Below are 15,362 nucleotides of genomic sequence, written 5' to 3'. Positions count from 1 at the left end.
AAGCGACCGCATTTGATACCGAGGGCGTCAGGGACAACGTCGGCTGCGAACTGCTGCCGCTTATGAGGCTCAACGGCCTCCACCCGGCCCCATGCCGCAACCCCAAGAAGTAGGCAACCCTCAACCGGCTCACCCTTTGCGGCGCCCGACTGGATACCGCCGCCCTCTCCGACCAGCCGGTTCCTCCAGCCCTGTCGAGGCTGCAAGACCGCATACGAGCAACTCGACGAGACATGTGACCCCAGCGCTGCCCGTCGCTATTTCACAGACCTACGAGCTCTGTCAGCACTTCTTGCGGCCAGCCGGCCGCAAGGCCGCGAGTTCGCTACGAGCTCGGCTCGGAAGAATGGCTGGACGCTGGCCGAGCTGGCCGAGCTGGCCGGCGAGCGGTGTCCGGACGGCATGCAGCGGTTGCTGAACCAGGCCGACTGAGGCGCGGACGCGGTCCGTGATGAGGCCCGGTCCTTCGCGGTGAAGCATCTCGCCGCGGACGACGGCGTGTTGGTCGTGGACGAGACCGGGTCCGTGAAGAAGGGCGTGCGGTCGGCCGGGGTGCAGCGGCAGTACACCGGCACTACCGGAAAGATCGACAACTGCCAGCTCGGGGTGTTCCTCGCCTACGCCTCCGTCGCGGGCCGCGCGTTGATCGACCGCGAGCTGTACCTGCCCACCTCCTGGACGGAGGATGCCGAGCGCCCGGGCGGACGCGCGGATCGGCCAGGACGTCGCGTTCGCCACCAAGCCCGCCCTGGCCGAGGCGATGTTGCAGCGGGCGGTGGCGGCTGGGGTGCCGTTTCGCTGGGTGTGCAAGGACGAGGTCTACGCCGACAACCCCGCCCTCAGGTCCTGGCTGACCGGCCAACACCTGACGTATGTGCGGGCCATCGGCTACAAACACCGGCTCGGGTCGCGCGGGCAAAACGCCCGCACCCTGGCGGCGATCCTGCCCGAGGACGTCTGGGAGATCCGCTCGGCCGGCGACGGCGTCCACGGGCTGCGCGAGTACGCCTGGGCCCAGGTCTCTCTGCCGGACCGAGACGCCGCCGATGGCTTCTCCACCGAGCTGCTGATCCGCCGCCACCCAACCACCGGAGAGCGGGCCCACTACCTGGTGCACGCGGCGCTGGGCACTCCGCTAGCGGAGATCGTGCGGGCCGCCGGCGCCCGCTGGGCGATCGAGGAATGCTTCCAGGCGGTCAAGGAAGAGGCCGGCCTGGACCACTACCAGGCACGCCACTACCGGGCCTGGTACCGGCACATCACCCTGGCCCTGGCGGCCGCCGCCCACCTGACCGCGCTGCGAGTCAGCACCGGCGAAAAGGGGAGGTAACCGCGACCTGATCCGACTGAGCGTGAAGGAGATCAGCCGCCTGCTGGCCAAGGTCGTCCACACCGTCCGGCACGCGGCCGGACACATCCTGCACTGGTCACGCTGGCGACGCCGCCACCAGCACCGAGCCCGCCTCAGCCACTCCCCCCAATAACTGTGGCTGCAGTATTTAAGCCCCAGGGTTTCTCGCCCCATGGCAGCTCCCGCCCGAAGCCGCTCCACGCCAGCCGCGCGTTACGGTGCAGTGCACACGTGGCAGGGAGCGACAAGGGTGATCATGAACGACGAGACGATCAAGGTGGGCGACATCTTGCGTGTCAGCTGTGCCTTCACCCTCACACGGGTGGTCAAGGTCTCAGACTGGGAAGTTTCCATCGTCTGGCCATGGGAGCAGGTCGATCCTGACTCTGCAATCCAGTGGAACGGACAGTACGCCATCCCGCGCAAGCAAGGCTCCTTCGAGTCTCGGATCAGCCTCTTCCAGACCGAACCTGCCCCCTGGACGCTATCTGCGGGCGACAGCTGCGGCTTGGGTATTCCCGAGCAGTTGGTACGGGTGATCGACATCAGGTATCGCGACCCGCCTCAAGACGTTGGGTGGCTGCCGCGTCCGCACACGATGTTGATCGTGCTACCCGTCAATTACGAGGACCCCCAAGGTCTCGCTGAGGGCGACACAATCTCCATCCCATCCGTGGCTCCGGTCAGGTTCGAGCTTGTGTAGTAGCAACTTGCTCAGCGGGTTAACAGGCGTGCCCGATCGGTCGCAGCGTGTCGGAGTTGATCTCAGCCCCCAGGACGAGGAGCCAAGCCAGCCGGGCAAGCTCGCTCTCGCCGAGGAGCTCAGCGGTGTACGAGTCACGGCCGAGCTGCTGGCCAGCACCTCTTACACTTGCGGATATTTCGGCCAGGTACCCACTGTGTGCCGCAACGGCAGCAAGGCCCCCTCGACGAGGCCGGACATGGAGCCGCGCCCTGTTGGCAACGAAACCGCGTAGACGGCGAGACACCGCAGGTACTGAGGCGCAAGGGCTTGGGATGAGGGCTGGGACCTTCGCGCCCGCCGCCTTCGAACACTGATCAAGAACCGTAGGTCCACACTTCATCGCGTCGTTCAAGTCACGTGCGGACCAGAGGAAGATGCCCACGACGTGGAGTCCGGCCAGGTACACCGTGGCCGTCTTCTCGTAGCAGGTGGCGAGCCCACGGCCTCACTCAACTTTCGATGAGAATCGCTCAACCTTTGTCCCGTCTCGAGTGATCTGGGCCGAAGTTGCGGCTGCGACCTGGGGCGACCAGAACGGTTGAGACACCTGGGTGGTCGAAAATCTCAGTTGATCTGGCCCCTGACGTCTGAATACTGGCTGTCGTCTCAGTTGATCTGGTCTGCTTCCGGCGTTTCGAGTTGGACTGGTAAAAGAGCTTCCGAGAGGTGACCATGCACGATGACCAAGTGGACGTGACCGCCGAAATCGTTGCGACCCTGATCCGAGAACAGTTCCCTCAGTGGAGCGGCAAGGCGATCCGACTCGTGTCGTCGACCGGGACGGTCAACGCCATCTTCCGCATCGGGAACGACCTCTCGGCGCGTTTCCCCCTGCGTCTGGCCGATGCTGCCGAGGCGCTGGCGGTTCTGGAGCAGGAAGCCCAGGCGAGCGCGGAGCTGGCACAGGTGTCTCGGTTCCCCGCTCCGGAACCCGTCGCCTTGGGAAAGCCTGGAGCGGGTTACCCCATGCCGTGGTCGGTCCAGACATGGCTGCCGGGAACGGTCGCCTTTGATGCCGACCCGAGTGGGTCGGACGCTTTTGCCGAGGACCTTGCGGCCTTCATCGCAGCCCTCCGGGAGGCCGAGACGAGGGGGCGGCTTTTCAGCGGCGAGGGTCGTGGCGGCGGTCTCGCTCACCACGACGATTGGATGGCGAAGTGCTTCGAGGAGAGCAAGGGGCTGCTCGACGTGCCCCGGCTGCGCCAGGTCTGGAGCAGCTTTCGGGAGTTGCCACGCACGGGTGCCGACGTGATGAGCCATGGTGACTTGATTCCCGGCAATGTACTGGTCGCAGGAGACCGGCTCAGCGGCGTACTCGACACCGGCGGCTTCGGCCCGGCCGACCCCGCGCTGGATCTGGTCAGTGCCTGGCACCTGTTGCATCCAGGCCCGCGGGAAGTGCTCCGGCGGACGCTGGTCTGTGACGATCTGGAGTGGGAGCGCGGCAAGGCATGGGCGTTCGAACAGGCTATGGGTGTGGTCTGGTACTACGTCGAGAGCAACCCGACGATGAGCAGAATGGGGCGCCGGACCCTCGACCGCATTCTGGAGTCGATGGAGTGATGACAGATCTCCTCCGATAACTCATCGCCCAGGAGGGCCGCGGCGCGGGCATGGACGGGTCGGTGATCGTCTGCTGTTTCGCCCAGCACCGCGGGTGGCGGGCGACTTCTGCTCCGCCGGGGGGGGAGGGTGACGATGACCTCGTCGGTGTCCGTACAGACCTGGACCTTCCTACCGATGGCCAGGGGGTGCACGGCGTAGTCGCAGGTGTCGACGCGAATGTAGTGGTCGCGGCCGATGCGGGTGGCGAAGCGCCACCAGCGCGGCGGATCGACGGGTGGCAGGGTGAGCATCTGAGCCCGGTCGCCTTCCCACCGGTCGATCGGGCGGGCGCCCAGGGTGCGGTGCTGGCGCCGGTTGGCGATGTTCAGCCAGGCGGTGACTGGATGTTGAGGTCGTCCGGCCCGGTGAAGGTGCGGCCGGGCAGCCAGGCACAGCGAATGACCCAACGATCGAGCCCGCAGGGCGCGGGCACGTCCATGTCTGACCCAAGCGTCTCGCCCGCCCGCGTCAGGCGCAGGACCGGCCGCCGAGAGCACGGGGGCTCCATTGTGTCGACGTCCGGTTCGCGGGCCTGCTCCCCTTCGCGACCGCCGACGCTACCCCGCCTGGCCGGGCCCCTGGACGGCTCCGGTTCATGGGTGGAGTGTTGCCTCGCCCTTGACGAGGATGCCGGTGCGCTGGCCCGGGCGTACGGCGACGGGCCCGGCGATCCGGATACCGACCGGGCTCTCCAGGCCGTCGACGGAGACGGTGACCATGGCGTCGTGGCCGTAGAAGGTCACGTCGGTGACGGTGCCCTGGGCGGCTGTCGCGGTTTCGGTGAGCTGGAGTTGCTCGGGTCGTAGCAGGACGGTGCCCTCGTTTCGGCCGACAGGGGGTGCCGCGAGGGGAAGGCGGCCGAGTGCGGTCGTTGCGGTGTCGTGGTCGGCGGTGCCGGGGATGAGTACGGCGTCGCCGACGAAGCGGGCCACCCAGGGGTCGGCGGGGTGGCGGTAGACCGCTTGCGGTGTGTCGCACTGAGCCACGCGGCCGTCCCGTACGACGGCGACGAGGTCGGCCGTGGAGAGGGCCTCCTGCTGGTCGTGGGTGACCAGCAGGGCGGTGGCTCCGGTGGCGCGCAGGGCGGCTCGGACATCCGCCCGGACCCCGGTACGCAGGGCGCTGTCGAGGGCGTTGAACGGTTCGTCCAGCAGGACCAGGGCCGGCTCCGGTGCCAAGGCGCGCGCCAGGGCGATGCGTTGTTGCTGGCCGCCGGAGAGCTCGTGCGGCATCCGGTCGCCGTAGCCGCCGAGGCCGACGAGGTCGAGCATCTCCTCCGTGCGGCTCCGTCGTTCGGTACGGTCGAGGCCGGTCAGCCCGAAGGCGACGTTGCGCGCGACGCTCAAGTGCGGGAAGAGAGCGCCCTCCTGGGGGACGATGCCGATGCGGCGGCGCTCCGGGGGAAGGTGCACTCCCGGACCCGCCAGGATGCGTCCGCCGACGGTGACGGTGCCCGCGTCGGCGCGCAGGAAGCCCGCGACGACTCGGAGCAGTGTGGTCTTGCCGCAGCCGGAGGGGCCGAGGAGAGCGGCGAGGGTGCCTGCGGGGACCGTGAGGTCGAGTTCGCGCAGGACGGGCGCGTCCGGGCCGTAGGACTTCGAAACTCCGGTGATCTGTACGTCGTTCATGTGCGGTGCCGCCCGAGGAGGTAGGAGGGGATGGCCGCCAACAGGATCAGCGCCGCGGCATAGGGGGCTGCCGCGGCGAACGAGCCGGTCCCGGTCTCCGTCCAGAGGCGGGTGGCGAGGGTGTCCATGCCGGTGGGACGCAGCAGGAGCGTCGCGGGGAGTTCCTTCATGCACACGACGAAGGTGAGGGCAGCTCCGGCGGCGACCCCAGGCGCGGCCAGCGGCACTGTGATCTCGCGCAGTACGCGCAGAGGGCTGCGGCCGAGTGAGCGGGCTACGTCCTCCAGGACCGGCGGGGACTGGAGGACGGCAGCACGGGTGGCGGCCACCGCGACGGGCAGGAAGAGCACGGCGTACGCGCAGACGAGCAGCGGGAGTTCCTGGTAGAGAGGTTCGGCGTAGCGGACCGCGAAGAAGACCAGGGACAGGGCAACGGTGATGCCGGGCAGGGCGTGCCCCGCGTAGGCGGACTGTTCCAGGAGGTGCGCGGTGCGGCCGCGGTGGCGGGCGGCGATGACCCCGACCGGCAGGGCGAGGAGCGTGGTGAGGGCGGCGCCCGCGGCGGCGACGCCGAGGGTGGTGCCTGCGGTGTCGAGGAGCCGGGCGGGGTCCCAGGTCGCGGAATTGCCCACGGACAGCCAGTACCCGAGCGTGGCCAGCGGCATGAGGACGGCGATGGCGGTGACCGCCGTGCACCAGGCCAGGGCGGGCATCCGCCACTGGCCGAGCGTTGCGGGGACGGCTGGGCGTGCCGTGCCGGTCCCGGTTCTGGCGTGGCCCGCGCGGCCCCGGGTACGGGCCTCGGCGGCGACGAGCAGGATCGTCATCACCACCAGGACGACGCTCAGTGCGGCGGCCGGGGTGCGGTCGAAGCTGGCTCGGTACGAGGTGTAGATGCCGCGAGTGAATGTGTCGTAGCGCATCAGGGAGACGGCGCCGAAGTCGGAGAACACGTACAGCGCGACCAGTACGGCTCCCCCGGCCGCGGCGGGGCGCAACTGCGGCAGCGTGACGCGCAGGAAGGTCCGCAGCGGCCCGTGGCCGAGCGAGCGCGAAACCTCCTCCTGTGCCGGATCGGCCCCGCGCAGTGCGGCGGTGACGGGCAGGTAGACGTAAGGGAAGCTCACCAGCGTCAACGCGAGGGCGGCGCCTCCGAAGCCCGCGAGGCCGGGGAACGCGGACAGCCAGGTGAAGGCGGCGACGTAGCTCGGCACGGCCAGAGGCAGGGTCACCAGAACCGACCAGGTCCGGGCGCCGGGCAGCGCGGTCCGTACGGTGAGCCAGGCCAGGGACACGCCCAGCAGGAGGGAAGCCGATACGACGACGGCGGCCAGTCCGATGCTGCGGCCGAGCAGCAGTGCCGTGCGCTCGTCGGCGATGACGTCCCAGGCGAACGCGGGGCCTCGTTCCAGGGAACGTACGGCCAGGTAGCCGAGCGGCAGCAGCGCGAACAGTGCGGCGAGGGCCGCGGGAACGAGCAGGCCGGCGGGCGGGCGGCGCCCGGCACGCAGCCGCCCGGCCGGCGCGGTGGCGCCTGCCGGGCGGACTGCGGGATCCGCCGGTGCGACGGGATCCGTGGAGTGCATGAGGGTCAGACCATCCCGGCTTCCTGGAGCATCTTCAGGGTCTCCTGAAGCGATTCCAGCTTGCCGAGGTCGATCTTGGGGGCGTCGAGGGAGGCCAGCGGCGGCAGTTCCTTGACGGTGCTGGTCACGCCGGCGGCCAGCGGGTACTCCTTGGTGTCCTCGGCGAAGTACTTCTGCGCCTTCTCCGAGAGCAGGAAGTCGACGGCCTTCTGCGCCACCGGCGCCTGGTCGCTGCCCTTGAGGATCCCCACTCCGGCCGAGTTGACGAGTGCGCCCGGGTCGCCGCCCGGCAGGAAGTGGATCTTCGCCTTGACCTCGCTCTCGCCCTTCTCGGCGACCTGCTCGTACCAGTAGTAGTGGTTGACCAGGCCGAGCGAGACCTCGCCCTCGCCTACCCCTTCGAGAACCTTGAGGTTGTTCTCGTAGACCTTCGGCTCGTTGGCCTTGAGTCCCTTGAGCCAGGTGCGGGTGGCGTCGTCGCCCTCCAGGACGCGCATGCCGGTGACGAAAGCCTGGAAGGACGCGTTGGTCGGGACATAGCCGACCTTGCCCTTCCACTCCGGCTTGACCAGGTCGTGCACGGTGTCGGGAACCTTGGACACCTGGCCGGGGTTGTACGCGAGGACGCGGACACGCCCGGACGTACCGACCCAGTCGCCCGCGCCGCCGCGGAACGCCGGGTCGACCTTGTCGAGCGAGGTCTGGGGCAGCTTCGCCAGCAAGCCCTTGGTGGAGAGGGCGCCGAGGGCGCCGGCGTCCTGGGAGAAGAACAGGCCCGCCTTGGTCTTGTCGCCCTCTTCCTGGATCTGGGCGGCGAGTTCGGCGCTCTCGCCGTAGCGGACGGCGATCGTGGTGCCGACGGCCTTCTCGAGCTCGTCGAGAAGCGGCTCGACCAGCTTCTCGTTGCGCCCGGAGTAGATCACGAGCCCGGCATCGTCCTCGTCGACGCCGCAGCCCGCGACGACGGGAAGGAGGAGCGCCGCCGTGGAGAGCGCGGCGAGACGATGGGCCAAGGGGCGTCGCATGGGAAGCCTTCCTGCGCGTGCTGCGAGAACCTGTGTACGCCCAATAAGTAAGGTAAAGCTTACCTAAAGGTCAAGGGTGACGAACACAACGTTTTGGCCGCATCGGGGTTCGGCGGAGCCGACCCTACCTGTGAATTCCCTATGGATCTTCCATGCCTTACCTGTGACTTCCCCGTGACTGTCCATGAGGTAAGGCTTTCCTAAGATGCGCTCATGACCGCCCCTTCCGCCCCGGTGCCAGGCACCAGGAACGTCCCCTTCGCCACCGAGCTCGCAACCCACGGCGACCGCACCGCGGTCATCACCGCCGACGGCCCCGTGAGCTACCGCGAGCTCGCCGCCCGAGTGGAAGCGACAGCCCATCGCCTGGGTCGCGAGCGCCGACTGGTCCTGGTGGTCGGCGCCAACACCGTCGAGGCACTGGTCGTCCATCTGGCGGCACTCTCGGCCGGACACCCGGTCCTGCTCGTGCCGGGCGACCACCCAGAGGCAGTGCAGTCCCTCATCGGCGCGTACAACCCGGACGTCGTGGCACGCCCCGATGCCGACGGGGAGTGGCTGCTCGACGAGCGGCGTACCGTCTCCGCGCACGACCTGCATCCGGACCTCGCCCTCCTTCTGAGCACGTCCGGCTCGACGGGGTCGCCGAAGCTGGTGCGGCTTTCACACGAGAACCTTCAGGCCAACGCGGAGTCCATAGCGGAGTACCTGGGAATCCGGGACACCGACCGTGCTGCCACGACCTTGCCCATGCACTACTGCTACGGCCTTTCCGTCATCCACAGCCACCTGCTGCACGGCGCCGCAGTGATCCTCACCGACCTTTCGGTCGCCGACAGTTGCTTCTGGGAGCTGTTCCGGACCGCCCGAGGGACGACCTTCGCCGGTGTCCCGTACACCTTCGACCTGCTCGACCGTGTCGGCTTCGCCGCGATGGACCTGCCCCACCTGCGCTACGTCACCCAGGCGGGCGGACGGCTCGCGCCCGACAGGGTCCGGCACTACGCGGCTCTCGGCCGCGCCGCCGGCTGGGAGCTGTTCGCGATGTACGGGCAGACCGAGGCCACGGCCCGCATGTCCTACCTGCCGCCGGACCTCGCGGAAACCCGCCCCGAGGCAGCAGGTGTTCCGATCCCCGGTGGATCCTTCCGCCTCGAACCGCTGGCCGACTGGCCCGAGGGCACCGGGGAGCTCGTGTACGCGGGGCCGAATGTCATGCTCGGCTACGCACAGACCCCCGACGACCTCGCGCTCGGGCGGACCCTGGACGAGCTGCACACGGGTGACATCGCGCGGCGCACTCCTGACGGGCTGTACGAAATCGTCGGCCGACGCAGCCGGTTCGCGAAGATCCTCGGCCTGCGCATCGACCCCGCGCAGGTCGAGACGATGCTCGTACGGCACGGCGTCACCGCGCTGTGCGCCGCCGACGACGACGAGGCACTCGCGATCGCCGCTGTCGGCACACGTGCGGCCGACGCCCGCCGGATACGTGGCCTGGTGACGAGCGAGTGCGGCCTGCCGGCCCGCGCGGTCCGTGTCCACGTTGTGGCCGACCTCCCCCGTCTGCCCACGGGCAAGCCCGACTACCGCGCGGTGCGCGAACTTACCCGTCCGGCCGACTCCGCCCCATCGAAGCCCCAGCAAATTCCGGGCAGCGGCCCCGAGGACCTGTGCCTGCTCTACGCACGCATCCTCGACCGGCCCGAAGTGACGCCGGAGAGCACCTTCGTCAGCCTGGGCGGTGACTCCCTCTCGTACGTCGAGATGTCACTCCACCTCGAGGAACGGCTCGGCCACCTGCCGACCGACTGGCACATCACGCCGATCCGGGAACTCAGACCGCCGGAGGGACGGATCCCCGCGCGCAGGCGGGCGCTGGAGACCAGCGTCGCCCTGCGCGCCATGGCGATCTTCTGCATCGTCGGCTCGCACATCCCCGTCTTCGGTATCAAGGGGGGAGCGCACCTGCTCCTCGCCATCGCGGGCTACAACTTCGCCCGCTTCCACCTCACCACCGCCGAACGCGGCGAACGCATCCGGCGCGCCTGTCTCAGCATCGCGCGGATCGCGGTGCCGACCATGATCTGGATCGGCTTCGTACTCCTCCTCAACGACGACTACACCCTGGCCAACCTCGCCCTCCTCGACAGCGTGTTCGGGCCCGAGGACAGCAAGACAGGCATGCACTTCTGGTTCATCGAGGCGCTGGTCTACATCCTCATCGCCGCCGTAGCCCTCCTGACGCTCCCTCTCGCGGACCGGGCAGAGCGCCGGTTCCCCTACGGCCTGCCCCTGACGCTCGCCGCCCTCGGCCTGCTCACCCGCTATGAACTGCTCGGCCTCCCCGACCGCGCCCACATACCTGACGCGGTCACCGTCTTCTGGCTGTTCGCGCTCGGCTGGACGGCGGCGAAGGCCGGCACCAAGGCACAGCGGGTCATTGTCACGGCCGCCGCTCTGGTCACGGTGCCCGGCTTCTTCCCCGGCGACCTCGGACGAGAAGCGATCATCATCACCACGTTCGCCGTGCTCGTGTGGGCGCCGTCCCTCCCCAGCCGCGAACGCGTCAACCAGGTCGCCGGCCTCCTGGCCACCAACTCCCTGTACATCTACCTGACCCACTGGCAGATCTTCCCGCTGATCGACGGGTTCTCCAGGCACTTGGCCTTCCTCGCCTCCCTGATCTTCGGCATCGCCTACGGCATCGCAGCAACCCGCCTGATGCGCGGACTTCCCTCGCGGCTTTCGCCGAACGGGCGCGCACGTCGCTCGACGGGGCAATCGCCACCAACAACGCGGCGATGGCCGCCGCAGCTCAGCTCCTCGCGGACCGTTGCAAAGGAAGGGCCTTGAGCTGTTTGCGGAGTATCCGCGGTCACGTCCCTGCGAACATCCCGAACACGGCTGAACCCGGCCTGAATACTGGACCAGGACGGCGTCGACGTGCCGGGTACCGACCCCCTCGGCCGCACTGTTGATGCGCTCGGCCAGTAGCGGCCAGCGACGGCTCGGGTCCCCCGACGACGGGAATGCTGATCGGCCGGTGGGCAGTAGCCGTCGGCGCCTCGGACAGGGTCGCCGGGTGGGGCAGCGGGCGCGCTCGCGATGGTCCTCGACGACGCGGTGGGCCGGGTGGAGTGGACCGTCTCCGTCGACTCTACGATCAACCGGGCCCACCAGCACGCGGCCGACGCCCGCAAGAAGGGGTCGCAGACGGGGACGAACTGGAAGATCCGGGCCGCTCGCAGGCGCGTCAGGCCGTCAGCCGGTCCCGGGGCCGGCTGACCACCAAGGTCCACCTCGCCCTCGACGGCCGGGGACTCCCGCTGTCCATCGTGCTGACGCCCGGCAACGTCAACGACGTCACCGCTTCGGCCAGGTCCTCGGCAGCATCCGCATCGCCGTGTGCCCAGTACGTACGCCAGTAGTGCATCGGCAGGCGGTACAAGTGCGTGGTGGTGCCCGTGGGAGATGGCCCGACGCGAGCGGCCCTGCCTCGAAGCACCCCTGCGCATGTAGCAAGATGAGCGAGCCCCGCCGGTCGACGACGCGTCGTTACGGCGGGCCCAGGACATCCCGGACTCGAGCAGCAGGTGGCAGCAAGGTGACGACACATCACATATCGGGCGCACGCCCCCTTCCCGGCACGACGGTAGGCAGCCGGTGAACCGCGACCTCACGCTGCACGACTTGATCGTCGCGGGCGTCTGGGTGAACGTCGGGCTCGCGGCGGGCGTCCTGCTGCGTATCCTCCTGCGCTGGCTGAGCAAGCACGCCACCCGTACCCGGTGGAGCGGGGACGACGTCCTCGTCGACGCGCTGCGCGCGCTGGTGCCGGTCGCGGCGCTCGCGGGCGGAGTGGCGGCCTCCGCGGCGGCGCTGCCGCTGACCGGCCGGGTCAACAACGCCGTCAACGAGATCCTGACGGTCCTGCTCATCCTCGCCGCGACCATCACCGCGGCACGCGTGATCACCGGCCTGGTGCGGGCGGTCACACAGTCCCGTTCCGGTGTCGCCGGATCGGCCACGATCTTCGTCAACATCACTCGCGTCGTCGTCCTGGCCATAGGCTGCCTGGTCGTTCTGCAGACCCTGGGCATCTCCATAGCTCCGCTGCTCACCGCCCTCGGTGTCGGCGGTCTCGCGGTCGCCCTGGCTCTCCAGGACACGCTCGCCAATCTCTTCGCGGGCATCCACATCCTCGCCTCGAAGACGATCCAGCCCGGCGACTACATCCGTCTCACCAGCGGGGAGGAGGGTTACGTCGTCGACATCAACTGGCGCAACACCGTCGTACGCAACCTCTCCAACAACCTCGTCATCATCCCGAACGACCAGCTCTCCAGCACCAACATGACCAACTTCAGCCGCCCGGAACAGGAGATGACCCTTACCGTGCAGGTCGGCGTCGGCTATGACAGCGACCTGGAGCACGTGGAGCGCGTCACCGCCGAGATCGTGACCGAGGTCATGACGGAGGTCGAAGGCGCGATGCCCGAGCACGAACCCGCCGTCCGCTTCCACACGTTCGGGGACTCACGGATCAGCTTCACCGTAATCCTGGGCGTGGGTGAGTTCAGCGACCAATACCGGATCAAGCACGAGTTCATCAAGCGACTGCACAAGCGCTACCGCGTGGAGGGCATCCGCATTCCCTCCCCGGCGCGTACCGTCGCCCTCCAGCAGAACGGCGTGGCGATTCAGGCGATTCCCCCGCAACGCGACGGATCCCCTTCGATCCTGTAGAACGTCGTGGTGGGGCGGTCCCACCACGACCGTCCTCTGCCCAGGGTTATTACGTGTTCGGGATCTGTCCGGGTTCATCACGTGAGACCGAGGGTTCGTAGTGGGCCGGAGGTAGTCGCGGCCGGTGTGGCGGAGGGCGGCGGCGATGCCGGCCTGGCCATGCTGGCGGAAGACGCTGATGGCTGGGTTGCGCAGGGAGGTCCGAAACACGTCCTGGAGTCGGCCCCCCAGTGACCTCTTGATGACCTTCGGAAGGGACGCATCCCTGCATGAAGCTCCGCAACGCCGTCGCCGCCACACCCCACCCACACGGTCACGGCCGTGCAGCGCCGACGCGTCGCCCGGACGGCACCGCCCTCAAGCTCGGGTCGGCCTCACCGACAGGCACCTGCCGGATCAGCCACTTCGCCGTCTGCCCGGGACGCGGCGCCTGAGCCGGGCCCGAACCCCCTGACGATCAGCCATCCGGCCAGCCCCAGCTCCCAGGCGAAGACCGGGAGCGCGGCGACCGACCCCGCCACGGAGAGCTGCTCGTAGGCCCCGAACATCACGGCGACGGCCGAAGCGCAGATCAACGGCCCGCCGATCAGCCCGAGTACGGCGATGAAGCGCGGCACAAGCCGTGCGCGGTACGCCAGGTACGCAAGCAGGACGGTGTTCAGGCCGAGGGCGACGTTGGGCCCGAGCAAGAACGTCCAGTCGTGCATGGCAGCCAGTGCGACGTCGGCGCCCTCCGCCGTCCCCGCGTCCCGCCGCAGGGTGACGAGCGCCAGGACGGCGATGATCCCGAGGGCGATGACGGCCGCCTCCAACAGCCGCCCGAATGCGTACCCGAGCGCGAGCCCCTCGCCGTGGCGCCGCAGGACGGGGAACAGCGCCGCCCCGGTGCCGGCCACCCCCACGACCAGCACCACTTCGCAGAGCACCCCGAGCAACGCCCGCGTGTCGGTGCCCTGCGCGAGCGGGCCGTCCGCCGCGCCCAGCAGGGGGCGGTACAGAAGCGCCCCGGCTATCGCGGCAGCCTCGGTCAGCAGGAACAGCGACCCGGCGGCCACCGCGGTTCTCCGGTCAGGACTCATCTTCTCGTATCCCTCGCTCAGCGATGGTGTACGCCGTACACCTGACAATGACCATAGGTGTACGACGTACACTCGTCAAGGAGAGGGTGCCGTCGAGGAGGAAAGGGGCCGAACCGGAATGACCCGGCAGGAAGCCACGCACACGCAACGGATTCCCCTGAACAGGGACCGCGTCCTGCGCGCCGCCGTCGCACTCGCCGACACCACCGGCATCGACGCGCTCAGCATGCGCAGACTCGCGCAGGAGCTGGACGTCGTACCGATGGCCCTCTACAAGCACGTGGCCAACAAGGAGGAGCTGCTCGACGGCATGGCCGACGCCGTCGTCGGCGAGATCGACCCGCCGGACGTGGGCCCCGACTGGCAGCCCGTGGTCCGCGGGCGGATCCTCTCGGCCCGGCGGGTCCTGCTGCGCCATCCCTGGGCGGCCCGGGTCATCGAGTCGCGGACCGGCCCCACCCCGGCCGTGCTGGCGTACCTGGACTCGATGGCCGGGAGCTTCCGGGACGGCGGCCTCTCCGCCGACCTCACGCACCACGTCATGCACGCGATGGGCAGCCGCCTGCTCGGCTTCAGCCAGGAACTCTTCGACACATCGGGCTCCTCCGGCCCGCCGGACCCCGGGCTGGCGGCGCGCTACCCGCACATCGCGGAACTGGCCGCGACGGCCGCACACGACGGGGGCTCCACGGTCGGCGGCGGCTGCGACGACCAGTTCGAGTTCGAATTCGCCCTGGACCTCCTCCTGGACGGCTTCGAAAGCCTCCGCCGCCAAGGCTGGACGTCCGTACGGAAGGCGTAGCGGGTGCGAGGGGGGCGATCTGAGGTCCGTTGCGAAAGTGGATCTTGTTCGTGGATGATCACGTCCTGTGGGACGTGGGGATCTGACAAACGGCCAGTGGGTCCAGCTGGAGCTGTTGTTGCCTTCGGGCATCAAGTCCGTCGATCAGCTGTCGCCGCGTCCAGACCGGCGGACGGCCCTCGGGCACGTCCCGCCACGGGGCTCCGATCCGTGTCCGCCACCGTATGCCGGGCCCACCAGCACGCCGCCGGGGCGGCGAAGGGGGGATCTCCAGCCCGGCGGCATTGCCGTCGAGTCGGCCGACCCACGGACTCGGTCGGTCCCGCGGCGGGTTGGTCAGCAAAATCCACCTGGTAGTCGAGCAAGGGCAGAAGCCCGTGGCGGTGGTGATCACGGCCGGTCAGTGGGGTGATTCCCCGCAGTTCGAGCCGATCCTGGAAGCAATCCGGGTCCCCTGGTTGGGCCTGGGACAGCCGCGCAAGCGCCCGCACCGAGTGCGTGCCGACCAGGCGTACGACTCTCGTAGCAACCGGGCCTGCCTGCGCAGACGCGGGATCAAGGCGACGATCCCAATGCCCTCGGACCGGGTCCGCAACCGCCAGAAGCTCGGCTCCCGGGCCGGCCAGCCACCGAAGTTCGACAAGACCGACTACCGCGAGCGGCATGCCCTGGAGTGCGGAATCAACCGTCTCAAGCGCCACAGGGCCGTGGCGACGAGGTACGGCAAACTTGCCGTCCACTACGAGGCGACTGCATTGGCCGAAGTCCTTGACGAGTGGTTGTGACCAGCAG

The 15,362-nt window shown here is 69.0% G+C and carries 12 protein-coding genes and 2 pseudogenes; 9 read left to right on the top strand and 5 right to left on the bottom strand.

What is annotated here, in order from left to right; all coding sequences use genetic code 11:
• Positions 1-471 precede the first annotated feature (471 nt).
• The 4 genes and pseudogenes from ACWGO0_RS15120 (at position 472) to ACWGO0_RS15105 (ending at position 3,659) form a co-directional block, all read left to right on the top strand.
• Positions 472-1,330, top strand: a pseudogene (locus ACWGO0_RS15120) (IS701 family transposase).
• Positions 1,331-1,607: 277 nt separating this feature from the next.
• Positions 1,608-2,054 carry a hypothetical protein gene (locus ACWGO0_RS15115; RefSeq protein ID WP_453533672.1) on the top strand — a complete coding sequence of 149 codons (447 nt, stop codon included), beginning with the start codon at positions 1,608-1,610 and terminating at the stop codon, positions 2,052-2,054.
• 28 nt (positions 2,055-2,082) lie between these two features.
• The gene (locus tag ACWGO0_RS15110) at positions 2,083-2,328 is read left to right on the top strand and encodes a DUF6461 domain-containing protein (protein ID WP_453533669.1); all 246 of its coding nucleotides are present in this window, start codon (positions 2,083-2,085) and stop codon (positions 2,326-2,328) included.
• Positions 2,329-2,768: 440 nt separating this feature from the next.
• Positions 2,769-3,659, top strand: a complete 891-nt coding sequence (locus ACWGO0_RS15105; protein WP_453533752.1) for an aminoglycoside phosphotransferase family protein — start codon at positions 2,769-2,771, stop codon at positions 3,657-3,659.
• On the opposite strand, the gene ACWGO0_RS15100 is transcribed toward ACWGO0_RS15105, so the two are convergent.
• The 4 genes from ACWGO0_RS15100 to ACWGO0_RS15085 form a co-directional block, all read right to left on the bottom strand.
• On the bottom strand, positions 3,584-3,952 hold the full coding sequence (locus tag ACWGO0_RS15100) for a Mu transposase domain-containing protein (protein WP_453533666.1): 369 nt from the start codon (positions 3,950-3,952) through the stop codon (positions 3,584-3,586). The two genes, ACWGO0_RS15105 and ACWGO0_RS15100, sit on opposite strands and share 76 nt — an antisense overlap.
• A gap of 342 nt (positions 3,953-4,294) precedes the next feature.
• Positions 4,295-5,329 carry an ABC transporter ATP-binding protein gene (locus tag ACWGO0_RS15095; protein WP_453533663.1) on the bottom strand — a complete coding sequence of 345 codons (1,035 nt, stop codon included), beginning with the start codon at positions 5,327-5,329 and terminating at the stop codon, positions 4,295-4,297.
• Positions 5,326-6,915, bottom strand: a complete 1,590-nt coding sequence (locus tag ACWGO0_RS15090; RefSeq protein WP_453533660.1) for an ABC transporter permease — start codon at positions 6,913-6,915, stop codon at positions 5,326-5,328. The genes ACWGO0_RS15095 and ACWGO0_RS15090 overlap by 4 nt, the downstream gene beginning before the upstream one ends.
• A 5-nt stretch (positions 6,916-6,920) precedes the next feature.
• Complete coding sequence (locus tag ACWGO0_RS15085; RefSeq protein WP_453533657.1) at positions 6,921-7,940, bottom strand: iron ABC transporter substrate-binding protein; 1,020 nt, start codon at positions 7,938-7,940, stop codon at positions 6,921-6,923.
• Between the two features lie 213 nt (positions 7,941-8,153).
• On the opposite strand from ACWGO0_RS15085, the gene ACWGO0_RS15080 reads away from it, so the two are divergent.
• The 3 genes and pseudogenes from ACWGO0_RS15080 (at position 8,154) to ACWGO0_RS15070 (ending at position 12,689) form a co-directional block, all read left to right on the top strand.
• Positions 8,154-10,796: an AMP-binding protein gene (locus tag ACWGO0_RS15080; RefSeq protein WP_453533654.1), complete on the top strand. Its 2,643-nt coding sequence runs from the start codon at positions 8,154-8,156 to the stop codon at positions 10,794-10,796.
• 255 nt (positions 10,797-11,051) lie between these two features.
• Positions 11,052-11,311, top strand: a pseudogene (locus ACWGO0_RS15075) (transposase); the annotation flags it as partial.
• A gap of 295 nt (positions 11,312-11,606) precedes the next feature.
• Entirely contained in the window at positions 11,607-12,689 is a 1,083-nt protein-coding gene (locus tag ACWGO0_RS15070; RefSeq protein WP_453533651.1) for a mechanosensitive ion channel family protein, read from the top strand.
• A gap of 374 nt (positions 12,690-13,063) precedes the next feature.
• On the opposite strand, the gene ACWGO0_RS15065 is transcribed toward ACWGO0_RS15070, so the two are convergent.
• Complete coding sequence (locus ACWGO0_RS15065; protein ID WP_453533648.1) at positions 13,064-13,768, bottom strand: DUF4386 domain-containing protein; 705 nt, start codon at positions 13,766-13,768, stop codon at positions 13,064-13,066.
• Positions 13,769-13,886: 118 nt separating this feature from the next.
• Between ACWGO0_RS15065 and ACWGO0_RS15060 the strand changes: the two genes are divergently transcribed.
• Both ACWGO0_RS15060 and ACWGO0_RS15055 read left to right on the top strand, forming a co-directional pair.
• Positions 13,887-14,570 (top strand): TetR/AcrR family transcriptional regulator C-terminal domain-containing protein, encoded by a 684-nt coding sequence (locus tag ACWGO0_RS15060; RefSeq protein ID WP_453533645.1) that lies wholly within the window; start codon positions 13,887-13,889, stop codon positions 14,568-14,570.
• 224 nt (positions 14,571-14,794) lie between these two features.
• Positions 14,795-15,355 carry an IS5 family transposase gene (locus tag ACWGO0_RS15055; RefSeq protein WP_453533642.1) on the top strand — a complete coding sequence of 187 codons (561 nt, stop codon included), beginning with the start codon at positions 14,795-14,797 and terminating at the stop codon, positions 15,353-15,355.
• The last annotated feature ends 7 nt before the right edge of the window (positions 15,356-15,362 follow it).

The organism is Streptomyces sp. NPDC055749, from assembly GCF_053617235.1.
This window is presented reverse-complemented; position numbering and strand designations above follow the sequence as displayed.

Excerpts from the sequence above, each read along its gene's own strand:
- ACWGO0_RS15100 (WP_453533666.1), bottom strand. The coding sequence starts at position 3,952 with ATGCTCACCCTGCCACCCGTCGATCCGCCGCGCTGGTGGCGCTTCGCC.
- ACWGO0_RS15065 (WP_453533648.1), bottom strand. The coding sequence starts at position 13,768 with ATGAGTCCTGACCGGAGAACCGCGGTGGCCGCCGGGTCGCTGTTCCTG.
- ACWGO0_RS15105 (WP_453533752.1), top strand. The coding sequence starts at position 2,769 with ATGCACGATGACCAAGTGGACGTGACCGCCGAAATCGTTGCGACCCTG.
- ACWGO0_RS15115 (WP_453533672.1), top strand. The coding sequence starts at position 1,608 with ATGAACGACGAGACGATCAAGGTGGGCGACATCTTGCGTGTCAGCTGT.
- ACWGO0_RS15055 (WP_453533642.1), top strand. The coding sequence starts at position 14,795 with ATGCCGGGCCCACCAGCACGCCGCCGGGGCGGCGAAGGGGGGATCTCC.
- ACWGO0_RS15090 (WP_453533660.1), bottom strand. The coding sequence starts at position 6,915 with ATGCACTCCACGGATCCCGTCGCACCGGCGGATCCCGCAGTCCGCCCG.
- ACWGO0_RS15095 (WP_453533663.1), bottom strand. The coding sequence starts at position 5,329 with ATGAACGACGTACAGATCACCGGAGTTTCGAAGTCCTACGGCCCGGAC.
- ACWGO0_RS15060 (WP_453533645.1), top strand. The coding sequence starts at position 13,887 with ATGACCCGGCAGGAAGCCACGCACACGCAACGGATTCCCCTGAACAGG.
- ACWGO0_RS15080 (WP_453533654.1), top strand. The coding sequence starts at position 8,154 with ATGACCGCCCCTTCCGCCCCGGTGCCAGGCACCAGGAACGTCCCCTTC.
- ACWGO0_RS15085 (WP_453533657.1), bottom strand. The coding sequence starts at position 7,940 with ATGCGACGCCCCTTGGCCCATCGTCTCGCCGCGCTCTCCACGGCGGCG.